This window comes from Kocuria sp. WRN011, assembly GCF_002295155.1.
Taxonomy (GTDB): domain Bacteria; phylum Actinomycetota; class Actinomycetes; order Actinomycetales; family Micrococcaceae; genus Kocuria; species Kocuria carniphila.
In genome coordinates this window covers 1-23,255 of record NZ_NSGI01000011.1, presented here as the reverse complement: position 1 = coordinate 23,255, position 23,255 = coordinate 1, and the positions used below count along the sequence as shown (strand labels likewise).

The window sequence follows — 23,255 nt, the reverse complement described above, 5'->3', positions numbered from 1 at the left end:
CAGAAGAACTTCGGGGGGAGACGAGCATGTTCTGGGCTCTGAGCCGTGGACGGTCATCGTGCTGATGGCTGTGGCCGCGGTAATAGCTATCGCAGTGGGCGCATTGTGCTGCGTAGCCCTGGGGCTTTGGCCCAAGGCGGGGACTGCCGTCTTGCTGAGCGCCACCGTGATTGCACAGACCCTGCAAACCATGAGCGGTAGCTCACTTGTCGGGTACGTGGATGAATTGGCGGTCTTGGTTGCCGCGGTGGTCTTTCCCGTGCGGCGACTCCTGATCCACGGAGCCTTGAGGTTCATGACCGCATACTGGTGCTTTGCTGCTTACGCCGCCCTCGGAATCATTTCGGCTCTCCTGAATTCGGTTCCGCTGAGCGTATGGGCGGTGAGTGGTTTCTTGTTTTTGAAGGGCCCCCTTCTGATGCTAGGCATCCTGCAGATTGATTGGCACCGTGCCGACCTGCCCAGGATCGCGCGATTCGGAACCATTGGTGTGCTGGTCATTCTCGTCTCCGCCCTACTCAACGCCGTGGCTCCCGAGGCCTGGAATTCCGTAGTGGGCCGACAGGAAGTGAGTTATCGGCTGGGCATCCCCAGCCTGACCGGGATCTTTGATCATCCGGTGGGCCTCGCGTCCGTCATGGGCATGGCTTTTCTCGCGATCTTGTCCTATCGACGGATTGTCGAGCGATCCATGGTGTCGTTGGTGCTCATGATTGCTGCGGGCGCGGTGGGAATCCTGACCTTCCGCAGAAAGTCCATCGTCTCGGTCCTGGTGGTGGCCATCGGAACACGTCTGGCCCTGCCGGGAAAACTCACCCGGTTCGTGATTCTCCTGGTCATGCTCTTGCCACTGGCGCTCTTGCTGGGGTGGGCGCCGCTGACAGAAGTGGTGACTAACACGTACAACGAGTACTTCACCAACATTGACTCGACCGCCAGAACGACCATGACGATCGATTCTGCGATTCTGGCCGCCGCGGCCTTTCCATTGGGTGTGGGATTGGGGCGGTTCGGGTCGGCGGTGGCCTCGTCCAATTACAGCCCCGTCTATGAAGAACTGGGATACACACGGATCTACGGCATGGGGCCGGGCGAACGAGGGGGTTTCCTGGCGGACACGTTCTGGCCGTCGATCCTCGCCGAGACCGGCTTCTTTGGCCTCTTGCTTTATTTCGCAGGTCTCATCATGGCCGTTTACCCGGGCTGGAAACTCATGCGGCAGTCGAGTCAGCCGTACATGCAATGGATCGGGACCGTTGCCGTGGCTTGGATGGGGCAAATGCTGATCGAGTCCGCCGTTGCCCCGGTTTTTACCGGGCCCCCGATGTTCGGACTCGTTTTCGGTGCCGCGGGTATTGCGGCAGCACTTTACGCGGTTGACACGACCCCCGCTCGCAGAACAGAGGAGCCACCGATGACTACTTCCGATCTGCCGGGTGGCGACGCACTACTGGCCGAGCCGGTTTTCCGAAACGTTCGTGGCCGCCACCGAGTGGAGAAAAGCCGATGACCCGGGTAATTGTCTTAGGTCCAGGCCCCGGCACCGCGGGTGGCATCGGAGTGATGATGGGGCACTTGGCGCGTACCGAATCCGATCATTCGAGTCTTGCGTTCGTCGAGTCCGGCGGCGCACCTGGACCCCGTGCTCGACGCCTCTGTGCGTTCGGGCGGGCCATGTTGGCCTGCTGGGCTCCGGTTCCGGACGGCACTGTCTATCACGTGAACTTGGCCTCGAAGGGTAGTACGTGGCGAAAACTCGTGTTGACGGGTCTGCTGCGCGTCAGACGGCGCCCTTACGTGCTGCATTTACACGGCGGCGGTTACGCCGAATTTCTCAAGAATCTCAACAAGGTCATGACCGTGGCCGTTCGATCCATGTTCCGATCCGCGAGTTCCGTGATGGTACTCGGCGAGTTGTGGCGCCAGTTCGTGAGCGAGGAACTGGGGGTCTCGGCGCAGAAGCTGCATATCATTCCCAATGCCGTTCCCGGTCCCGCCGCGTTACCGAATCCGAGTTCCACTCCCACCGTCCTCTTCACGGGGAAGGTCACCCGGGCCAAGGGAATCGTTGAACTTCTGCAGGCGTGGGGTTCATTGCCGGACCACATACGGACCCGACTGGTCCTGGCGGGGGACCTGCACGATCCCGATGGTTGCATCACCCGGTTGCTGGAAACAACGCCGGACGTGACCACCACGGGCTGGCTCGATGGTGAGCGGTTGAAGAAGGAACTTGCCCACGCCAGCATCTTGGTGCTGGCCAGCCACATGGAAAATCTACCGCTCTCGCTTCTGGACGGCATGGCGTGGGGCTTGGCCCCGGTTGTTACAGATGTGGGGTCCGTCTCGGACGTCATCACCGACGGTGACTCCGGATGGATCGTGCCCGTTGGGGCCCCACGGGAATTGGCGAACGCCATGGAAATACTCCTGGCGGACACCCCTCGGAGAGTGGCCGTGGCCCAGGCCGCGCGGGCGCGGTGGCAAGAGCAATACGACATTGTCCACTACCGAAGTCGACTCGAAGACGTATATCGACAGGCCAGGACAGGGTAATAAAACCGAATAGAAGCCTTGTGTCAGTTCGGGGGGACGGGCACAAAGTATGGCTTCACAAGGGGGGACTAATGAGTTCGTACACTCAGGAAATTCTGAACAGGTCGTTGGGGAACGATATCCACTCGGCGACGGAAGCGGCCCTGGGCTTTGCGCGGAGCCGTGATTACGCCGGCACGGATCCATATGACGGGTTGCTCTCGCCCCTGGCTCCCCTGTTGAAGGGCAGGTTGCCTCGGCAGGTGTGGGTTCAGGCACACAAACGATTGGGGAACTCGCTGCGCTCGATGACGCGCGTCCCCAGAGTCACCATGACCAAGGCCATGGCGCTGTTCGCCATGGCAGAGCAGCATGGCGGCCACACGGATCGTGCTCACGAACTGATCACCAAGATCCTGTGCACGCGTGGCAGTGGGCCGTGGGGGTATGAATTCGACGTTCAGACCCGGTGGGCTCACTATCTGGCGAACTCTCCCAATGTAGTGGCCACGGTCTTCGCCCTGCGCGCCATCTCCGCCATGGAGCGACTGGGCGAGGTTTCACCTGAAACCACCACCTGGCTGGAGAATCTCGCCCACCCGGACGGATTCTTCCGCTATACGGAGGCCTCCGATCGCCTGGTGCATAACGGGTCCCTGCTGGCCGCGGAGTCCCTGGCCATCCTGGGCGGAGACCCGAGCCTGATTCAGCGGGCCATCACCCGCACCGTGGAGGCGCAAGCCTCGGACGGCTCGTGGGCCTACGGCGAAGGTAAGGGGCTCGAATGGATCGATAGTTTCCACACGATCTACGTGTTGGATTCGCTGTACTTCCTGAAGCAGCAGAGCTACGAGATCGGCGACTCGTACGAGCGCGGGCTGGCCTACTGGTACGCCCACTGCCTGACCCTCGACGGGCTGCCGGTCTACAACGCGGACGAGGCCCACGCGTCCAACGACGTCCACAACGTGGCCACCACCGTGGGGTTCCTCTCGGGGTTGGCCCGCCGAGGTGATCTGGAGATCGATCCGGAGCCGACCATCCGGCACCTGCTGTCGCATCAGGGTGAGGATGGCGGATTCCGGAATAGTCCCAAGGCCTTGCCGCACATGCGCTGGAACCAGGCCCACGCGAGTTACGCACTGACTCGGTGGGTTGATCTCCTCAAAGGTGACGAGTCCGAGGAGGTGCAGTCATGAGTTTGCTTCACCGACCCCACTCCTCGGCCCATGAGGCCCGCGTGCGCATCCCGGCGCTGAGCAACCCATCGACTCCCGTTGAGTCTGCCAACCGTCTCCTGGGCACTCGCGTTGACCCGCTCACCATGGACGAGACGGTGCGGACCATTGAGGACCTCATCGAAAAGGACTCGGGTCACTACAACCACCTGGCCATGAACGCCGCCAAGCTTGTGGCAGCCAGCCATGATCAGCACCTTGTCGACAAGTTCGCCACCGCCACGCTGGTGACGGCCGATGGCCAATCACTCGTGTGGGCCTCCAGGCTGTTGGGTGCACCGCTGCCCGAACGCGTGGCCGGGATCGACCTCATGGACCGTTTGGTGGATGCCAGTGCGGAGAAGGGCTACCGGATCTACCTACTGGGTGCCACGGACACAGTGGTCCGTCAGGTGCGTTGGCGTTTCCTGGCGCGCGGGGCCAACGTAGTGGGATGGCACAACGGATTCTGGCGTCGCGACGACACGACCGACCAGGAAATGGCGGACGAAATCGCCCGCAGCAAGCCGGACATCGTGTTCGTGGGCGTGCCGTCCCCGCTTAAGGAGGACTTCGTCTTCGCCCACAAGGACCGCACGGGTGCGGGAATCTGCGTGGGCGTGGGCGGCTCCTTCGACGTGGTCGCCGGCATCACCTCCCGCGCCCCCAAGCTCGTGCAACGCATGGGCATGGAGTGGTTCTGGCGCCTGGTCCAGGAGCCGCGTCGTATGTTCAAGCGCTACTTGGTGGGCAATTCCAAGTTCGTCTGGCTCGTGGTGAGGGCACGATTGAACCGTGTCTGAGGCCCCCGCGGCTCGGGTGGCGCTGGGCGGCGCCACCACGAGTCCCCCCGCCGACTCCACCGAGGCACCTAGCCAGCTTGGCGCTCCCAAGCGGCCGGGTGCCCCGATGAGTGCGGCCAAGCAGTCCATCCTGGTGCTCGGCATTCGCGTGGGCGGGGCCGTGCTGCAGATGCTGCTGGTCGCCACAGTGGCTCTGCGCTTCTCCGTCACCGAGGTGGGTCTCAATGGCATCCTGTGGGCGGTCGCCCTGGTCGCGCGCATGGCCGGGCCCCTTGGTCTGGACGTCATGGGGCTGCGCTCGCAGTCTCCCTTGTGGGCTGAGGGCCGGAATGCCCAGGCGGTAACACTTGCGCGTCGCTATTCGGGTGCGCTGGTGCGCGTGTGGGGCATTGCGTTCGGCATTGCCGCCGTTGCGTGTGCGGCGATGGCGCTCGGGGGTGGTCCCGGAGCCTGGTTCCTTTCGCTGGGCATCGTGGCGGTCACCTCTGCGTTCATGCAGCTCTACGTGGCTCAGCGTCAAGCACGCAACTGGCCGCTGCTGGGCCAGTTCATGGAGTCCATCGTGCTTCCCGCGCTCGGGCTGGTGGGGGCTCTGGTCACCTCGGTGCTCGCGCCGGACTGGCTGATCGCATCGCAGGTTATGGCCTTCGTGTTGGTCACACTGATTTTGTACGCCGCCTCACCGTCGGTTCAGGAGGGCCGCGCACGACGGCGCCGCGCGGCGTCGTCGGCCTCAGATGTCCCGTTCACGGGACGACACGCGAGGGCGGTCCCCGAACCGGGGCCCATATACGTTCCGCGGCATGCTTCGAGGGCACCTCACGCCGACGACGTCGCTCACGCCCCCATCCCGTGGCGCCCCGCCCTGACCGTGGGAGCGGGCAACGCGCTGACCTCGCTGTGCGTGCGAGGTCCCATGTTCGTGATCGGTGGGCAATCACTGGCCGCGGCCGGCGTGTATGAGGTGGCGCAGAAGATCCAGTCCGGCGGTGCCATGGGAACCTCCGCCGTGGCCACCGTTTTTGCTCCGCGGATTGCCGTGGAGCTGCGGAAACCCGCCGCCCTGATCAAGCTATTGGTGCAGGCCGGCGGTAGTTCGCTAGTGGTGCCGTTGGGGCTCCTGGCGTTCTTGTTCGTGGTGGGCTCGGACGGGCTCGTGGCCGTGCTGGGCGATGAGTACCAGGGCGCATGGGCGGCGTCGGTGGTGCTGGTGGTGTCCACGGTGATCAATGCGATCACCTCGGCCATGAGCAACGTGATGATGCTCGGGGGCCGCGAGCGGATGTTCGCGGCGATTGCAGCGGTGCAGATGCTGCTGGTGGTCGGTGGTGCTTTGGTCTCCGGTGCGGACACCGCGGTGACTATGGCCATGTGGGTGCTGATTGGCGAGGCATTCCGCTCCGCGTGCATGGTGGCCGGGTTGGTGCTGCATCTGCGGGCCGTGCGGGGCTAGCCTCGCTCCACCTCTCGCTGCAGAAGACTGGTCATGCGCAGCGGCATGGCTTCGAGCAGTGAGATGGACGTGGTGGTGCGCAGCAACCCCGGAGTTTCAAGGATCAAATTGGTGATCCGGTGCAGATCCGAGGTGCCCTTGGCCACCAGGCGTACGCGCAGGTCGGAGTCCCCGGTAGTCGCGTAGATCTCGATGATCTCGGGGATCCGCAGCAGGGCCTTCTGGGCGTCCTCGCTCGTTCCCTGCCGGATGGAGAGCTCCACGAAGGCCATGAGGTCATAGCCCAACGCGCGTGGATTGAGACGCTGGCTGACGGGACCCATGACCCCTCCCTCGGAGAGGCGGCGGAGCCGAGCATGCACGGTGTTGCGAGCCACGCCCAGGGTCTGGGCCAGAGCCAGGATCGTGGCGTTCGGATCCTTGTCCAGGGCCATGAGGATGCGGGCATCCAGAGGGTCGAGCTGATACATGGTGTGCAGTATGTCACCTTAAAGCGCATTAGCTAAGCATTTAACGCAGTTCAAAATTAAAGTATTGCGCATATCGCTCATGGGGTTCACCATCTTTTCAGCGTGTCCTGGCTCACACTGAGAGCCGACTCTCCAACGGTCGCCCGTAACCCGGGCCCTTGGCATCTGAAAGGCCCCTTGATGACCACCAGTTCCACCACCAGCCCTATTTCCAGCCGGCTCGAGACCACCGAAGCCTCGCACCAGGCCACGGAAACCCGCCAGGCCAGCGAGGCTTCCGGGCGCACGCCCTCCGGGAGCGCGAACGACGAACCGCGCGTGCGCGACGTCGTATCCCAACTGCCCGGCTACGTTGCCGGCCGCCGCGCCACCGGTGATCTCACGGCGGCGCTGGCGTCCAACGAGAGCCACTACGAGCCGCTGCCCGCCGTTCTGGAGGTCGTGCAGCGGACCGCCGGACGGATGAATCGTTACCCGGACATGGCCGCCACTGAGTTGCGGGAACGGCTGGCGGACTTCCTGGACGTGGAACCCAACGAGGTGTCCGTGGGTCCCGGCAGCGTGGGTGTGCTCCAGCAGATCCTGACCGCCACGTGCGGTCCCGGCGATGAGGTCATTTTCGCGTGGCGTTCCTTCGAGGCCTACCCCATCCTGGTGAGCCTGACCGGCGCGACCCCGGTTCCTGTGCCCCTGGATTCCCACGAGGGCCATGACCTGGAGGCGATGCTCGCGGCCATCACCGACCAGACTCGCGTGGTCATGGTGTGCTCGCCCAACAACCCAACCGGGGTGGCGCTGGAGCACGATACATTGGCGGATTTCCTGGCCAAGGTCCCGCGCCACGTGCTCGTGGTGATCGACGAGGCCTACACCGAATACCTCGATGCCACCGAGACCCTGGACGCGCTGGCCCTGTTCCGCGCCCACAACAACGTGTGCGTGCTGCGGACCTTCTCCAAGGCGTACGGGCTGGCCGGGCTGCGCGTGGGGTACGCGGTGGCCCACCCGAATCTGGCCGAGGCCCTGCGCCGAGTGGCGTTGCCTTTCGGCGTGAGCACGCTTGCGCAGCAAGCAGCCATCGCGTCGCTCGAGGCCCAAGAGCAGTTGCGCGAGCGCGTGGCTGCGGTCGTCTCCGAACGACGTCGTATTGTCGCCTCCCTGCGCCAGGCCGGCTGGAACGTGCCGGGCAGCCAGGCGAATTTCGTGTGGCTGCGCGCGGGGGAGGACCTGTGCCAAGCGTTGGTCGACGCCTTCGACCGCTCCGATGTGCTCGTGCGCGCCTACGCCGGAGACGGCGTGCGGGTCACGCTGGCTGACCTCGCAACTAACGACCGGGTACTGGAGGTCCTCAAGGACCGCTCGGCCTTCCCCGCCGCCTGACCCACTAATTTCTCCCACCCTCTGCACCGGGTTCGCCCGGTTTCCTGGAATGCACCCGGTCCATACTGTTGGTGCAGGCCCGAAAGGAATCTCCCTTGTCCTTACGCCATAAGTCGCCGCTCTCCACTGCAGAGGGCGCGGCTCGATCTGATCGGGATGTCATGTCTCACTCTCCATCCACTCCATGCCCGGACATCAAGAAATCCGATGCCAGCCACATGAAGACCCGCCACCTGGTGATGATGGCGTTGGGTTCGGCCATCGGTACCGGGTTGTTCGTTGGTACGGGCAACGCAATTGCCGTCGCCGGTCCCGGCGTGCTGATCTCGTTCTTGGTCGCGTGCGTGATTCTCGTGTTGGTCATGCGTGCCATGGGTGAAATGGCGGCGGCCGAACCCGCCCGCGGTGCGTTCTCGTTATATGCCGAGCAGGCCATGGGTCGCACCGCCGGGCAGACCCTGGGTTGGCTCTGGTGGGTCCAGTTGGTCATCGTGATCGCCGCCGAGGCCACCGCCGCCGCGCAGATTCTGAACGAGATGTGGCCGGTGATTCCGCAGTGGCTCATGGCGCTGGCCTTCATGGTCATCTTCACGGCGGTGAACCTCATCAGCGTCAAGGCACTCGGCGAGTCCGAGTTCTGGTTCGCGCTGCTCAAGGTGGGTGCGGTTGTCGTGTTCCTGCTGGTGGGCGTGGCCCTGCTGCTGGGACTGTTGCCGGCGCCGTCGCCGGGGCTGACCAACCTCACGGAACACGGCGGGTTCATCCCCAATGGATTCACGGGTGTGGCCGCGGCGCTGCTGATCGTGGTGTTCGCGTTCGGGGGCACGGAGCTCGTGGTTGTGGCCGCTGCCGAGACCGAGAATCCCAAGGAGAACGTGGTCAAGGCGATCCGTACCATCGTGGTGCGCCTGCTCGTGTTCTACATCGGTGCGGTGACGCTCATGGTGATCATCCTGCCGTGGAACGACGAATCCCTGTCCTCCAGCCCGTTCGTGGCCGTGCTGAGCGAGGTCGGCCTACCCGGTGCGCAGGTCGTGATGGCCATCGTGATTGCGCTGGCCCTGCTGTCCGCGCTGAACGCCAATCTCTATGGCGCGTCGCGCATGCTGCACTCGCTGTCCTCGCGTGGCTACGCCCCGGCCCGGTATTCGAAGCTGAGCGCCCAGGGTGTGCCGCGGGCGGCCGTGGTGGCGTCGGTGATCGTGGGATTCCTGACCGTGGGTGCCAACTATCTGTGGCCGGAGCAGTTGCTCGGGTTCCTGCTGAATACCATCGGCTCCACCGTCCTGGTCGTGTGGACCCTGTCCCTGATCTCGCAGATCATCCTCCGACGCCGTTCGGACCGTGCCGGACGTCAGCTCACCTTCCGCATGTGGGGCTACCCGTACCTCTCTTACCTGGCGCTGGGTCTCATTGCGATGATCTTCGTGCTCGGCTTCTCCGACCCCGTGGTGCGGACCCAGCTGCTGCTGACGGCCAGCTTGGTGCTGCTCATTGCGGTTGCGTGCAAGCTGCGGACGGGGCAGAAGGCGCGTGCCGCTTCCGCATCGATCGACCGATGATCTAGGTGCCCATGTGCCCACGTGCCCGGCGACCGCTATGGGTGCGTGGGCGCAGTCGTCGGTGGCGTGGGCCAATCTCGGATTGTGGCGGGCCACGGCACAGACCACGCGCTGTCGTGGAGGACGGCGAGCTTGCCCGATGGTGGCCCAGGCAGGTCTGTTGGGCAGCTTTGTGGTGGAGCGGCTAACCTGCGGACATGGCTTATCACGCTGACTCCGCGGACCTAGAGACCAAAGAAGTACTCACGTGGGAAGGTTTCGGCACCGCTAGCCGTGACCTCGCCCAGATGATCGTCGACTCGGATTTCACTCCGGACATCATCATTGCCGTGGCCCGAGGTGGGTTGTTGCCCGCCGGTGCCCTGTCCTACGCGATGGGCGTCAAGCTCTCGGACGCGGTGAACGTGGAGTTCTACACGGACGTTCACGAGACCCTGCCCGATCCCGTGTTGCTCGCTCCCATGCTGGACACCGAGTCGATCAGCGGTAAGAAGGTTCTGGTCGTGGATGACGTGGTTGATTCCGGGCGCACACTGGCCCTGGTTCTGGAACTGCTCAGTGGCTATGGAGCCAAGTGCCGTTCTGCGGTGGTCTATGAGAAGCCTCAGTCGGTAGTGCGCCCGGACTACGCATGGAAGGCCACCGACGAGTGGATCGTGTTCCCCTGGTCCGATCAGGATCCGGTGACGCGGAGTAAGTAATCATTCCAGTCCTCTGCTCCAAACCTCGGCTGGAAACGAGCGACTGAGCTGACTGGCGGTCGCCCAGATCTGGGTCACTCTAGAACCACCGGGAAGATTCGGGTCACTTATAAACCATGTTGGGATACCACGAGTGGCTTAAGAGTGACTCAGATTTGCGGGTGGCGAAAAGATGCCTCAGATCTTGAGAGGAGCTGCAGCTCGAGAGGGATGAAATGCCGAGGCGGCCTAAGTCACTTTCAGGCCATATAACTTTCAGGCCATATCAGCGGAGGAAGAGTGGCCTGGGGATGACCGAGCTCTCGGCATGGTCTAAGAATGACTAGTTTTGGCGTCTGAGCTCGGGCGACTGACAGTTTTCGGTGCTGTCAGGCCGTCTTGAGTGTTGGCGTCGATTCACTCCCATGAGTGGCGTTGGCAAGTTCAGTAGCAAGCCATGTCAGCCAGAGCTTGCGGCGGTGCGGGTCAAGCAGATCTTCCAACACTACGAAGCGGACCTTCCACCCGTTGTCCTCAAGTCGTTGCTTGCGACGGTCCACGTGGTCGGCGCCGTTGTACTCGACAGCCACTCTGGACTCGGGCCACGCGAGATCCAGGTTCCGGTCCGCGTGATCCACCACCACGTGAAAGTTCATGACTGGTGGCGGAAACCCATGGGCGAGGACTATGAGCCGGGTAAGAGTTTCCCTCGGTGACCATGTGTTCTCGACGGCATCAGACAGCGCGGTAAGTGTCCTCCGGGTGGCTACAGACGTCGGGGGAAACCGGCGAAGCCGCTTCTCGATTAGCTTGCGACTGTACGGTGGGAAACTTCCTCCATCGACCGCCACGATGTTCCTCGACATGAGTGCGTCCAGGCAGGCTGTGACTCGCCACCGGGGGAGGAATGACGCAGCGACTACCAGGGCCTCAATTGGATCAGCCAGCCAGGTGCCCCAGGGCCCGGGGTAGCGGTCCAACCCAAATGATTTGGTCACGACAACATCGGGCACCGGAGTTCTCAGGCGCTCACCGACCCAGGAGAAGTGCGGGGTGAAAAGCATCTTTGCATATTCAGGGCCCTTAGGTGGCGGAGCATGGCCAAGGAGCTCATCAATCCTCTCGTCGGGTTCTCCAATGGGGAGGCCGTACAGCTCGAGAGCGCTCAAGCCAGTCAACCGGACCTGAGAATCCGGACAGTCTAGAACCGTCTGGAGCAATGCTGCCCGTTGCAACGGATCCATCGGTTCCGGTACTGAATCCGAGCAGCGCGCCCAGTGCCTGTGGGCGAGACGCTGCATAGCTGGATCGCGATTTAAGGATCGCGCCCGTCTGCCCCACTGGGCACTCGTTCGAACCACAGGGCGGGGTCCCAAATTAGGCATTCGGATGGGCTGCGGCATGCCTGGAGGCTATGACGCAGCCTGTCTGAATGCAGCTAAAAATGTGCAATGTGGAGCGTGAGTGACGAACGCTTCTCGGATGCGTTCCCTCGCATGGGGCCGGGGAGATTGTTGTGTGCGTGAACAGTTGCGCGCAGCTGGCGAACTCGACCTACCCATGTCAGCCAAGATCCAAGATCTGAGTCACTCAGAAGCCACTTTCACTCGGTGATCTTGGCCCGAGAGTGCCTCAAACTTCGGAGATGGCCTAAAGGTGCCCCCAGAGCTTCAGCGGAGCTACTGAGAGGCCGCGTTGCAGGTACATGAGGATCTAAGTCATCCTCAAGCCACTTGCATCCAAAAAAATTGGCTTGAGGGTGTCTCAGATCTTGACCATGGCTTAAAAGTGACTCAAATGTTCAGGGCGGTTCAGCGCCGCAGCGCCGAGCTACTTCTTCACCCGCTCCCGCACCAACGACGCAGTGGCATCCGCGATGGCACGCTCCTCATCCGTTCCGATGACCAGCACCTCAATTGCTGACTCCGGCGTGCTGATGCGGGCGACCTCGCCCTCGGGGGAGGCGTTCAGCTCGGGATCCAGCTTGATGCCCAGCGCACCCAGCTCGTTGCACACCTGCTCACGGAACTCCGGCGAGTTCTCGCCAACGCCCGCGGTGAAGATCAGCGCCTGAGCGCCACCCACGGCCACGTGGTAGCCGCCGATGTACTTGGCCAACCGGTACGCCGCCATGTCCAGCGCCAACTGGGCCTTATCGTCGCCCTTCTGTGCGCGCTGCTCCACAGCCCGCATGTCGGAATCGCCACAGATGCCCTGCAGGCCGGACTCCTTGTTCAGGATCGCGTCCAACTCCTTGGCAGTCATCTTGGGGTTGCGGTCCAGCATGGCGGTGACCACGGAGGGATCCAGGTCGCCGGAACGGGTGCCCATGATCAGGCCGGCCAAGGGCGTGTAGCCCATGGAGGTGTCGAAGGACTTGCCGTCGCGGATCGCCGTCGCGGACGCACCATTGCCCAGGTGGGCCACAATCCCGTTGAACTCATCGCGCGAAATCCCCAGGAATTCGCACGCCTTACCCGTCACGTAATCGTGCGAGGTGCCGTGGAACCCATAGCGACGCATGCCGTGCATGACATACATCTCCTCGGGGATCGCGTAACGCCAGGCCTTCTCGGGCATCGTGCGGTGGAACGCCGTGTCGAACACGCACACCTGCGGCATGTCCGGCCAGGTCTTCTGAATGGCGCGCAGCCCCTGAGCAGAAGCGGGGTTGTGCAGCGGTGCCAGCGGCGCCAGTCGCTCAATAGCCCGGATGATCTCGTTGTTGACCAGCACCGGCGCCGAAAACCGCTCGCCACCGTGAACCACGCGGTGTCCGGCGGCGTCGATGGGGCGCCCACCCAATTCCTCGTCCAAACGCTCGGCCAGAATTTCCAGGGCCTGCGTGTGGTCCTTGATCTCTGACGTGCCGATGTTCTGGATCAGGCCCTTGGTGATGACCTCGTCGCTCTCAACACCCTTGGTGGCCCGCTCCAGCGGCACATTCTCGTTGATGGCCGGCATGGACGAGGTGTACGGGTCAGCCTGTTCATCCGCGGTGGTCACCTCTCGCACCTGGTACTTGATGGACGACGATCCGCAATTGACAACGAGCACGAGCATTGATGGTCCTTCCGCGCGCCCGGTCAGCGGGCGCCTCTGGTGAGCTGGTCGAAGGGGCGACGTCGCTCGCGAACCTCGGGAGCGGCGTCGTACGTACTAGAGGCTCTGGGCCTGGATAGCCGTGATGGCCACCGTGTTGACGATGTCGTCCACCGTGCAACCGCGGGACAGATCGTTGACCGGCTTGCGCAAGCCCTGCAGGACCGGACCCACGGCTACCGCGCCGGCCGACTGCTGTACCGCCTTGTACGTGTTGTTGCCGGTGTTGAGGTCCGGGAAGATGAACACGGTCGCCTGGCCGGCCACGTGGGATTCGGGAAGCTTGGACTTGGCGATGGAGGCGTCCACGGCGGCGTCGTACTGGATGGGACCCTCGACTTCGAAATCGGGGTTGGTGTTCCGGACCAGTTCCGTGGCCGCGCGCACACGCTCGACGTCCTCGCCCGAACCGGAACCGCCGGTCGAGTAGGAAAGCATGGCCACCTTGGGATCCACACCGAACTGCTCGGCGGTTTGCGCGGAGGCCAGCGCGATGTCCGCCAGCGCCTGCTCGTCAGGATTGGGGTTCACGGCGCAGTCACCGTAGACCAGCACGCGGTCGGCGAGCAGCATGAAGAACACCGAGGACACAATGTTCACGCCCTCGCGAGTCTTCACGAACTCCAGGGCGGGGCGAATGGTGTTGGCGGTCGTGTGCACGGCGCCGGAGACCATGCCGTCAACGTCGCCCAGTTGCACCATCATGGTGCCGAAGTATGAACCATCGGCCATACGTTCGAGCGCCTGCTCCTTGGTTACACCCTTATGGGAACGCAGCTTCACGTACTCGTCCGCGTAACGGTTGCGCAGTTCCTCGTCATGCTGGAAGTCGATGAGGTTCAGACCCTCGTCCTCGAAGTTCAGATCGATGCCCTCGGACTGCGCCATGGTCTTGATTTGCTCCGGATCGCCCAAGATCGTGAGGTCACAGAAGTTGCGGCGGTGGATCATTTCCGCGGCGCGCAGGATGCGGGGGTCCTCGCCCTCCGGCAGCACCACGTGCTTGCGATCGGCGCGCGCGGATTCCACGAGCTCGTGCAGGAAACGCAGCGGCGTGCGCTTCACGGGCCGCGGCAGGTTCATGCGCCCGGCCAGCTCGTCACTGTCCACGTACTGGGACCACGCACCGCGGGCCGCCGCGACCTTACGGGGGTGGGCACCGCCCAGGGTGCCGCGCGTGCTGGCCACGGCGCTGGCGGCATTGAACGTGTCGCGATCGGTCGTCATCACCGGGAACGGTGCGGCCGCCAGCAGGGAAGCGACGGCTCCTTCCGGTCGGAAACCACCGGTCAGCAGCATGCCGGAAGGCACCGGCAAAGACGCCGCGAACGACGACGCCAGGGTCGCCGACATCACGTCCGTCCGGTCACCCGGGGTGATCACCAGATCGCCGTCCGCGAGTTGATCCAAGAAGTGGCCCACGGTCATGGCCGCGATCTTGATGCCCTTCATGTCGCGGTCCAGGGAGTTGTCGTTGAGGTCCGTTCCGAAGCCCTGGGCGTCCACGAGTTCGGCGATCGTCGGATTGGAGATCGCGGTGACCTCGGGGATCACGTAGACCGGCAGGTTGTGGGCCCCGGGCTTGGCGCGACGGGTCAGTTCTTCGACCTCATCGGGATCGGCGCGGTTGACGATCACCGCGTAGATGTCGCAGCCGGCCTGACGCAGTTCGGTGCGGGTCACGTCCACGGCGTTGACGGTGTCCTCCACCGACTCAGCCTCGTGGGCGCTGATCACCGCGGCCACCGAGCAGCCCATGTTGTTGGCCAGGCGAGCATTGAGATCGAACTCCGCGGTGGCCGCGTTGTGCGCCACCAGGTCGGTACCGTCCACCAGGATCACGTCACACTCGCGGGCCATTTCCGAGTAGATGGAGACCGCGGCCGAATCTAGTTCGTCATGGTCACCGGAGGCCAGGATCTCGCGGGTACGAGCCAGGGAAAGGCCGCCGCGGCAGCGGGAATCGGGCAGATCGAAGGTACGCTTCATGAGCTGGAGTGCGGAATCCTGCTCGGGGGAGTCGCCGTCGTGAACGGGACGGAAGAACCCGAGCTTGTCCGTGCTGTTGAACAGTGTGTCCGCCAACCCCAATGCCACCAGTGTCTTGCCGGACTGCGGTGTCATGGCGGAAACGTAGATGCCCTGGGTCATGGAGAATGGTCCCTTTCGATTGGCGGTCTGCTGTCTCAGTTTAGAGACGAGACATGAGCGCCGCGGCAACAATGGCGTGAATATCGATGGTTTCACGGGTGCTTCGGTGAGAGAAGTGCCACACTGGAACCATGTTGGTCGCATTCTCAGTCTCTCCCAGCGGCGGGGACAACCCCGACGCCTCCGTACACGACGCCGTGGCCGCAGCCGTCCACGTGGTCCGCGAATCAGGGCTCCCCAACCGCACCGATTCCATGTTCACCACCATCGAGGGTGAATGGGACGAATGCATGGAGGTGGTCCGCCAAGCCACCGCAGCGGTTGCCGAATACGGCCCGCGCGTTTCCTTGGTGCTCAAGGCGGACATTCGCCCCGGGCACACCGGCGAACTTTCCGGCAAGGTCGAGCGTCTTGAGGCCGCCATTCACAGTCACGAGCTGAACCGTGCGCAGGAACGTCGCGGCATTACGTCCGGCTCCGCGGATCAGAAGTAACCGGGTACCCCGGTCTCAGTGAGCAAGAAACGCAACCGTAAGAATCGGCAAGACCAGGCAGGGCCGGTGGGTGCGGCGTCGTCGGACGCCGTGGGCTTGATTGAAGGCACCTGGCACACGGACACCGGCACCGTGCAGCTCGAGCATGATCAGTACGTGCCCGGCGCGTGGGTGCTGCGTGTGAACGGCGTGCCGTCATCGCACATCGTGCCCGACCGGCCGGACCAGCTCGAATTCGAGTACATGCGGTGGTTCACTGCGCTCGCCGAAGAGCACATCGACCGCCATCTGGACCCCACCACCCTGCGCATCCTGCACCTGGGCGGCGGCGCGTGTTCAATGGCCCGCTACTTAGCCTGGCGCTATCCCGATGCCCGCCAGGTGGTCGTGGAGCTCGACGCCGCTCTGACGCGCCTCGTGCGCGAATGGCTCGATCTTCCCCGCGCACCCCTCCTTCGTATCCGTGCCGGCGAAGCCCGTGAAGTCACTGAATCACTGCACAAGTCCTCGCGCGAGGTGATCCTGCGCGATGTGTTCGCGGGCGAGCAAACCCCCGGCCATTTGCGGACTGTGGAGTTCGTTCGGCACGTGGATCGGGTGTTGACCCCGGACGGGATCTACCTCATGAACGTGGGAGACACCCGCAACCTTAAGGGCACCCGCGCGGAGCTCGCCGCACTACTTGAGGTGTTCGAGCACGTGGGTGCTGTTGCAGATGCCGCGATGCTCAAGGGCCGCCGCTACGGCAACGTGGTGCTGGTCGCTTCGCACGCGCCGCTGCCCGAACCGGGATCCGCAGCGGGTGCTGCCCTGGCCAAGGAACTGCTGGGTGGGCCGTTGCCTGCGCAGTACAAGGACACCGAATGGTGCCGCCAGCTCGTGGCCGAGACTCGGCCGTGGAACGACAAACAGGCGGATCAGATGCCGGCGGTGGGGACCATTACGGGCGCGTGAGAAGTCCCGGAGCAACCGTCCGGCACCGTAGGGCCCGGATCGTGGCGGCGCGAGCCATTTCATGCCGGATTACTGCAAAGTAGGGCCGCCTACCGTGCAGTAAGGCGAGATCAGATGGTCCTCAGCCCTCCCGCTCCCCGCCGCGCGACCGTAGCGTGGAGCCATGACTAGCTACATGCATTCATTGGCCATCGACGCCCACGACCCGAAAGCTCTTGCTGATTTCTGGTGCAAGGTTCTGAACTACCAGATCGACTACGAGGAAGAGGGATTCGTCAGCACCACCCCCAAGGAGGGGCGGAGCCTGCGACTGGAATTCCTGCAGGTCCCCGAGGGCAAGACCGTGAAGAACCGGCTCCACCTGGACATTCGCGCCCAGGATTCGAGCCAGGAGGCGGAGGTCGCCCGAGTCGAATCCCTGGGCGCCTACCGCGTGGATGTCGGCCAGACGAGCAAGGACAGCTGGGTGGTCCTGGCCGACCCGGAAGGCAATGAGTTCTGCATCCTGGCGGGCTTGGAAGAGTAATCCATACTGGCCAGTGTGTGGATAGTCCAAGCGCTGGTCAGGTCTCAAGGGCAGATCTTCTTCCAGCGCGCCGTGCTGAGCGGGCTGTTGGTCCTGCTGGCTCTGGCGGTGGCGTCGCCGTGGTTGGTGGGTTTCGCGGTGCTCGGAGCTGCGGTGCAGACTGGCGTGTCCGTGCTGCTGCGCCGCCCGAGGGGCACATCAGCGAGACTGTCCTCGTGCGGTGGTGACCGGGGTTCCCGCGGTCGCACCGGGCCCGGGCCCGGATTCGGGTCCCGGTCGGAACGTCATGGTGCGGACAGAGCCGCGCCGGGTTCGGAACTCGTCGCTGGGCAGCCCCAACGTCCTGCCCCGAGCAGCGGATCCCACCGAGCCTCCGCCCTGGCCATGTCGAGCCTGTCCACGGACGCCACCGCTCGCCGGGACGCCGCGGACGGCATCCACGGCTTCTGTGGAGCCCTCACCGGCTGCGCCGCATTCCTCGCCTGTGGCCCCTCAACCGCCGCACTCGTCTGGACCTTCCTGGGCAGTGCACTGTGCGCCCTGCTCGTACGAGCACTCGAACGGCTACGCATCTTCAACTGGCTGCCCATGCTCACCGGCCCATTCTGTGCGGTCAGCACCGCCTTGAACCCCGTGTTCGCACGGTGGCACCGAGATGCAGAGTCTCCGGGAGCACCGCCGTTCGAGCTCCTCGGACCCATCCCGGACCTGGTCACCGGCACTGTCCGAGCCTCCGCCCAAGTTCTCCTGACCGATCACTTGATCACCGGTTTGCTGGTCCTCGCCATCATGTTCTTTGCCGGCGTGCGCGAAGGTCTGTGGTCCCTCGTGGGCGCACTTACAGCCACAGCCCTGGGTTTCTGGCTCCTCGGTTGGCAACCCACCATGGCGGGCCTGGCCGGCTACTGCGGCTTCTTGACCGCACTCGCCCTGGGGGCGGTTTTCCCACGCAACGACGCCGCTCGCGCAGTTCGTGTGCTCGTCCCCTTGGTGGGTGCCTGCCTCACAGTCCCACTCTGGTGGGCGCTGCAGCAGGCCGGAATGGCCGTCTATACGTGGCCGTTCGTGCTGACCACGTGGGCGATACTGTTCGCGCAGCGACGGTGGGCGAGGCGGGAACGGGCCGGGGCGGCGTCGTAGTCGAAACCGGGTCAAGCGCGGCGCAACCCACGGGCGGAACGCGCGGGACCAAGGGGATGTCGCGCGCGAAACCCCTGGCCAACCGCACGACAACCTGCGAGTTAAGCAGTCCAGCCCTCAATCACAGCGATGCCGAAGAAGATCACGAATGCGCCGGCGACCACGTACATGAGCGGGTGGACGTCGCGCCAGCGGCCCTGGACCAGGCGGATGAACACGAAGGACACGAAGCCCGCGCCAATGCCGTGCGCAATGGAGTAGGTGAACGGCATAACGGCGAAGGTCAGGAACGCGGGGACCGAGACGCCCCAGTCTTCCCAGTCGATGTGCACCACGTTCTTGGCCATCAGGAAGCCCACCACGACCATGGCGGGTGCCACGGCCTCGAAGGGCACCACGTTGACCAGCGGGGTCAGGAACATGGCCAGGAGGAACATGATGCCGGTGACCACGTTGGCCAGGCCGGTGCGAGCGCCGTCGGCGATACCGGTGGAGGATTCCACGAAGATTTGGTTGGACGAGACCGAACCGGCACCACCGGCCACGGCGCCGAACGCGTCGACCAGCAGCACGCGGTCCACGCGCTCGATCTGACCGTTCTTGTCGACCAGGCCGGCCTGCTGGGAGAGGCCCACCATGGTGCCCATGGCGTCGAAGAAGATGGACAGCAGAATGGTGAAGATCAGCAGCATGCACGCGATTACGCCCAGTTCACGGAACGCGGCGATGGGAGCGGCGGAGCCAATCAGGGAGAGGTCGGGCAGCGCGAAGAAGCCCTCGGGGTTGGCGGGAACCACCAGGGACCAGCCGTCGGGGTTCTCCACGGAGGAACCGGACGGGGAGACCGCCTCGAGGATGTGCGCGAAGATCGTGGTCGCGACCACCGCGATCAGAATGCCGCCGCGCACATTACGGACCAGGAGCGCCACGGTCAGCAGCAGACCCACCACGAACGTGAGCGTGGGCCAGCCGAACAGCTCGCCTCCATTGCCCATCTGCACGGGGACGGTGGTGCCAGCAGCGTCCGGGATGCGGCGCACGAAGCCCGCATTCACGAAACCGATGAGCGCGATGAACAGGCCAATACCCACCACGATCGCGGTCTTCAGCGACGGTGGCACGGCGTTGAACACCGCGGTTCGGAAGCCCGTGAGCACCAGAACCACCATGATCAGACCGGCCCAGATGACGAGTCCCATGACCTCGGGCCAAGTCAGACCCGGATTCGTGGCAATCGTGACAGCCAGGAACGCGTTCACGCCCAGACCGGTGGCCAGCGCGAACGGGGACTTGGCCCACACGCCCATCAGGATGGTCAGCACGCCTGCGACCAGTGCGGTCACGGCAGCAACGCGCTCGCCGCCCAGCATGTTGCCCGCGCCGTCGGGCCCGTAACCGAGCACGAGCGGGTTCAGCACCACGATGTAGCTCATGGCAATGAACGTGGCCAGGCCGCCGCGGATTTCACGGCCCACGGTGGAGCCGCGCTCGGAGATGTAGAAGAAGCGGTCCAACGCACCGCGGGGTTCGCGCGTCTGTGGAGTGGGCTTGGTCGGTGACGACATGAAGATCCTCACGGTCAAAGGCACAGCGGTAGCGCGGGCTCGGGCTACCGATATGGGGGCGTTTGTGTAGAAATACTACGCCGACGGCGCTCGGTTCCCTTACGAAATAAGCGTTCGCGAGCGGCGTCGACCTTTAGTTAGGTGAGTCTGCCCAAATTTCACTACCGTAGAACCCAGTCCCCGCAAGCACGCGAGTGTGCGTGCGCGTTGAAAGGAAATACCAGCTGTGACAGCACCAACTTCAGCACGTCCGTTGCGCGTTGCCGTGATCGGAGCAGGTCCGGCGGGCATTTACGCTGCCGACATGCTCACCAAATCCGAGGCTGTGCGGGAAGGCGAGCTGGACGTCAGTGTTGATCTCTATGACCGCTACCCCACCCCGTTCGGCCTGATCCGTTATGGCGTGGCTCCCGACCACCCGCGCATCAAGGGAATCATCACCGCGTTGCGCTCGATTCTGGGTCGTGGTGACATCCGCTTCTTCGGCAATGTGGAGTACGGCAAGGACCTCACGCTCGGTGATTTCATGGCCCACTACGACGCTGTGATTTTCGCCACCGGCGCCGTCAATGATGCTCCGCTGGAGATCCCCGGCGCGGATCTGGACGGTTCCTACGGTGCCGCCAAGTTCGTCGCCTGGTATGACGGTCACCCCGACTACCCGCGCACCTGGCCGCTCAACGCCAAGGAAGTTGCTGTGATCGGCAACGGCAATGTGGCGCTGGACGTGGCGCGTGTGCTGTCCAAGCACGCTGACGACATGCTCGTCACCGAAATCCCGGGCAACGTCTACCAAGGGCTGCGCGATTCGCCGGTCACGGACGTGCACGTGTTCGGCCGCCGCGGCCCGGCGCAGATCAAGTTCACCCCGCTCGAGCTGCGTGAGCTGGCCAAGTCCCGCGACGTGGACATCGTGCTCTACGACGAAGACTTCCAGTTCGACGAAGCGTCCGAGCAGGCCATGGTCGAGAACAATCAGACCAAGGTCATGATGAAAACGCTCAACAAGTGGCGTGAGGACGATTCGCCCAAGACCGCGTCCCGCCGCTTGCACCTGCACTTCCTGCAGACGCCCTCCGAGATTTTGGGCGACGAGGACGGCAAGGTCAACGGCATCCGGATGGAGCGCACACGCCTCAACGGCGACGCTTCCGTGACCGGCACCGGCGAGTACATCGACTACCCGATTCAGGCGGTTTACCACGCCATCGGTTACCTGGGTTCGCCGCTTCCGGAGGTCCCGTTCAACCCCGAGCGCGGCGTGATTCTCAACGAGGAAGGCCGCGTGATCGACGCCGAGGGCGCCGTGGTCCCCGGCGTTTACGCGACCGGTTGGATCAAGCGCGGCCCGGTGGGCCTGATCGGCGCCACCAAGTCCGACGCCCTCGAGACCATCAACCACTTGCTCGAGGACCGCACCGCCCTGGCCGATCCGGACTTCCCGGAGCCCTCCGCCATCGAGTCACTGCTCGAGGAAAAGGGCGTCGAGTACACCACCTGGGACGGCTGGCTCGACCTGGACGAGTACGAGCAGAACCTCGGCCAGTCCTCCCACGACGCCGAGGGCAACCCCCGCGAACGCGTCAAGGTGGTCGACCGCGACGAGATGCTCTCCGTTTCCCGCCGCGGGGTCCACGCCCGTAGCTAGTTCTCGTCGGTAATTACCCGCCGACGACGCCGCCCCATCCAGTTCCCGCGTTCACTCCGGGCTGGGTGGGGCGGTGTTGTTTAGGTGGCAACTGCGGGCTGATCGACAGTGAGACCCGAGAATCGAGTTTTCCCGGTTGTGCCGTCGATCAGGATGCAGGGTGGTCCGGGGTAGTGGCTCTCATGCCAACCAGAGTGCACGGTGGCTCGAACTCCACATCGGGCAAGTGTCATTTCTATCGGCTGGATGGATTTCTAGTCTCCGAGATATGAAGAAACTCGGTGAGCCTTTAGAACTTGGACCGCGCCCGCTCGTCAGGTCCTCGGCACAGCTGGGTAGTCGAGCTCGAGATCTTGAGAGACGCCCGGGGACTCACAAATTGGTTCGGGGAATGTGGGTTTGCTCGGAAGCTTCGCCGGAGCCAGTCCAAAGGTCCCTGCTGTTGCACGACCACTATTCGAAGAATGGCGTGGGACTGAGTATCACCGGCATTCACGCGCTGGAGTTGTTCACGCTGCCGGTCGGGTACACCAAACGCTGGGTCAACGACTTCTTGAGCGACCCATCACCCCCGCGGGCACGCGAACTGAGGCAGGCGTTCGAAATCCCTCATCTTGCGTGGTCGGGATCCCGCCCCACGGTACGTGAGCAGGGAATGCGATTAACCAAGTCCCATGGGCTGAAAACCTATGCGGGTCCCTGGGGCACGCGACTGGCCCATCCAGTCGAAGCTATGGTGGCAGCAGCACCATATCTGTCTCAATGGCGGCTGACTGCCTGTCTGGACGCGCTGATGTCTGGAGCATTGCAGATTCCAGAGTTCACCCCTCAGCCCGCAATGACAAACGAGGAAATTACGGCAGCCATTTCATACCTGCCAGCGCGGAACCCAGCCGTCATCGCGGCGAAGCGGGCACTGAGGAACGCGGCAGAACCGGTGTGGTCACCCATGGAGACGTTGATGCGCCGGATGGTTGTCACCCAAGGATTTCCGGAGCCGATCTTGAACCACCCCGTTATGATCGAAGGTGAACTCGCCTACCCGGATCTTTCCTGGCCCGAACTGCGAGTGGGCCTCGAATACAACGGTGAGATCCATTTACTGGATCGCCGCACGTACGGCACGGAGATGAATCGCATCCGCACTTTTCAAGATCACGGCTGGGATCTCAACATCTTGGTGCTGGACGATCTCGAAGATCCGGCTCTTCGTTGGAAGTGGATTCAGTGGTTGGCTGAAAAGCTCAATCGCCGCTCCCAACGCGCAGGCTGATCAACGTTAGAGCCCCGGCAGTCGGCGGCTCGTAATCTGATGAACGTTAGAGCCAGGAACTCGGATTTCTAGGGTCCCAACGTCGACCAATTTTCAGACCCCAGGAACCAACGGTTGTACCGTCAATTAGATTGCACGAGCGACATGCTGCGCATCGGAAACAGGGTCGAAACGTGGCTCTTCAGAGTTGAGTGTGGGGTGAGGCGTCGAGTCCACCGGTGATGAGGAGCATGCGGAGGCGGTAGTGCTCGAAGTTGCGGAAGCCGCGGGCGATGCGGCGGCCGAGTTCGATGATCCCGTTG

At 63.6% G+C, this 23,255-nt stretch carries 19 protein-coding genes; 14 read left to right on the top strand and 5 right to left on the bottom strand.

Going from position 1 to position 23,255, the window contains the following annotated elements:
• Positions 1-190: 190 nt before the first annotated feature.
• From CKW39_RS13645 to CKW39_RS13625, 5 genes are all read left to right on the top strand, one after another.
• On the top strand, positions 191-1,510 hold the full coding sequence (locus CKW39_RS13645) for a hypothetical protein (protein ID WP_143470013.1): 1,320 nt from the start codon (positions 191-193) through the stop codon (positions 1,508-1,510).
• Positions 1,507-2,556: a glycosyltransferase family 4 protein gene (locus CKW39_RS13640; RefSeq protein WP_095798678.1), complete on the top strand. Its 1,050-nt coding sequence runs from the start codon at positions 1,507-1,509 to the stop codon at positions 2,554-2,556. The genes CKW39_RS13645 and CKW39_RS13640 overlap by 4 nt, the downstream gene beginning before the upstream one ends.
• A gap of 71 nt (positions 2,557-2,627) precedes the next feature.
• Entirely contained in the window at positions 2,628-3,734 is a 1,107-nt protein-coding gene (locus tag CKW39_RS13635; protein ID WP_095798677.1) for a prenyltransferase/squalene oxidase repeat-containing protein, read from the top strand.
• The gene (locus CKW39_RS13630; RefSeq protein ID WP_095798676.1) at positions 3,731-4,555 is read left to right on the top strand and encodes a WecB/TagA/CpsF family glycosyltransferase; all 825 of its coding nucleotides are present in this window, start codon (positions 3,731-3,733) and stop codon (positions 4,553-4,555) included. The genes CKW39_RS13635 and CKW39_RS13630 overlap by 4 nt, the downstream gene beginning before the upstream one ends.
• Complete coding sequence (locus CKW39_RS13625; protein ID WP_095798675.1) at positions 4,548-6,008, top strand: lipopolysaccharide biosynthesis protein; 1,461 nt, start codon at positions 4,548-4,550, stop codon at positions 6,006-6,008. The genes CKW39_RS13630 and CKW39_RS13625 overlap by 8 nt, the downstream gene beginning before the upstream one ends.
• Here the strand turns inward: CKW39_RS13625 and CKW39_RS13620 are convergent.
• On the bottom strand, positions 6,005-6,478 hold the full coding sequence (locus tag CKW39_RS13620) for an Lrp/AsnC family transcriptional regulator (RefSeq protein WP_095798674.1): 474 nt from the start codon (positions 6,476-6,478) through the stop codon (positions 6,005-6,007). The genes CKW39_RS13625 and CKW39_RS13620 overlap by 4 nt on opposite strands.
• A 180-nt stretch (positions 6,479-6,658) precedes the next feature.
• Here CKW39_RS13620 and hisC point away from each other — a divergent pair, with 180 nt between their 5' ends.
• The 3 genes from hisC to CKW39_RS13605 all read left to right on the top strand — a co-directional run bounded on the left by hisC (position 6,659) and on the right by CKW39_RS13605 (position 10,121).
• The gene (gene hisC, locus CKW39_RS13615) at positions 6,659-7,858 is read left to right on the top strand and encodes a histidinol-phosphate transaminase (RefSeq protein WP_095798673.1); all 1,200 of its coding nucleotides are present in this window, start codon (positions 6,659-6,661) and stop codon (positions 7,856-7,858) included.
• Between the two features lie 161 nt (positions 7,859-8,019).
• On the top strand, positions 8,020-9,420 hold the full coding sequence (locus CKW39_RS13610) for an amino acid permease (protein WP_254049431.1): 1,401 nt from the start codon (positions 8,020-8,022) through the stop codon (positions 9,418-9,420).
• A gap of 197 nt (positions 9,421-9,617) precedes the next feature.
• Positions 9,618-10,121: a phosphoribosyltransferase gene (locus CKW39_RS13605; RefSeq protein ID WP_095798671.1), complete on the top strand. Its 504-nt coding sequence runs from the start codon at positions 9,618-9,620 to the stop codon at positions 10,119-10,121.
• 368 nt (positions 10,122-10,489) lie between these two features.
• Here the strand turns inward: CKW39_RS13605 and CKW39_RS15350 are convergent, their stop codons facing one another.
• From CKW39_RS15350 to pta, 3 genes are all read right to left on the bottom strand, one after another.
• Entirely contained in the window at positions 10,490-10,756 is a 267-nt protein-coding gene (locus CKW39_RS15350; protein WP_143470012.1) for a hypothetical protein, read from the bottom strand.
• 1,174 nt (positions 10,757-11,930) lie between these two features.
• Complete coding sequence (locus tag CKW39_RS13595) at positions 11,931-13,163, bottom strand: acetate/propionate family kinase (RefSeq protein ID WP_095798669.1); 1,233 nt, start codon at positions 13,161-13,163, stop codon at positions 11,931-11,933.
• Positions 13,164-13,259: 96 nt separating this feature from the next.
• Entirely contained in the window at positions 13,260-15,353 is a 2,094-nt protein-coding gene (gene pta, locus CKW39_RS13590) for a phosphate acetyltransferase (RefSeq protein ID WP_095798668.1), read from the bottom strand.
• Between the two features lie 131 nt (positions 15,354-15,484).
• Here pta and CKW39_RS13585 point away from each other — a divergent pair, with 131 nt between their 5' ends.
• The 4 genes from CKW39_RS13585 to CKW39_RS13570 all read left to right on the top strand — a co-directional run bounded on the left by CKW39_RS13585 (position 15,485) and on the right by CKW39_RS13570 (position 18,467).
• The gene (locus tag CKW39_RS13585) at positions 15,485-15,847 is read left to right on the top strand and encodes a thiamine-binding protein (RefSeq protein WP_095798667.1); all 363 of its coding nucleotides are present in this window, start codon (positions 15,485-15,487) and stop codon (positions 15,845-15,847) included.
• Positions 15,848-15,865: 18 nt separating this feature from the next.
• Entirely contained in the window at positions 15,866-16,801 is a 936-nt protein-coding gene (locus CKW39_RS13580; protein WP_095798666.1) for a spermidine synthase, read from the top strand.
• A gap of 163 nt (positions 16,802-16,964) precedes the next feature.
• A complete protein-coding gene (locus CKW39_RS13575) occupies positions 16,965-17,327 on the top strand; it encodes a VOC family protein (RefSeq protein WP_095798665.1) in 363 nt (120 codons plus the stop codon).
• 15 nt (positions 17,328-17,342) lie between these two features.
• Positions 17,343-18,467: an urea transporter gene (locus CKW39_RS13570; protein WP_095798664.1), complete on the top strand. Its 1,125-nt coding sequence runs from the start codon at positions 17,343-17,345 to the stop codon at positions 18,465-18,467.
• A gap of 101 nt (positions 18,468-18,568) precedes the next feature.
• Here the strand turns inward: CKW39_RS13570 and CKW39_RS13565 are convergent, their stop codons facing one another.
• Positions 18,569-20,032 carry an NCS2 family permease gene (locus CKW39_RS13565; protein WP_173674337.1) on the bottom strand — a complete coding sequence of 488 codons (1,464 nt, stop codon included), beginning with the start codon at positions 20,030-20,032 and terminating at the stop codon, positions 18,569-18,571.
• Positions 20,033-20,258: 226 nt separating this feature from the next.
• Between CKW39_RS13565 and CKW39_RS13560 the strand changes: the two genes are divergently transcribed.
• Together CKW39_RS13560 and CKW39_RS15345 are read left to right on the top strand one after the other, a co-directional pair.
• Complete coding sequence (locus tag CKW39_RS13560) at positions 20,259-21,680, top strand: FAD-dependent oxidoreductase (RefSeq protein ID WP_095798663.1); 1,422 nt, start codon at positions 20,259-20,261, stop codon at positions 21,678-21,680.
• 442 nt (positions 21,681-22,122) lie between these two features.
• Positions 22,123-22,953: a hypothetical protein gene (locus CKW39_RS15345; protein ID WP_143470011.1), complete on the top strand. Its 831-nt coding sequence runs from the start codon at positions 22,123-22,125 to the stop codon at positions 22,951-22,953.
• Positions 22,954-23,255: the final 302 nt, after the last annotated feature.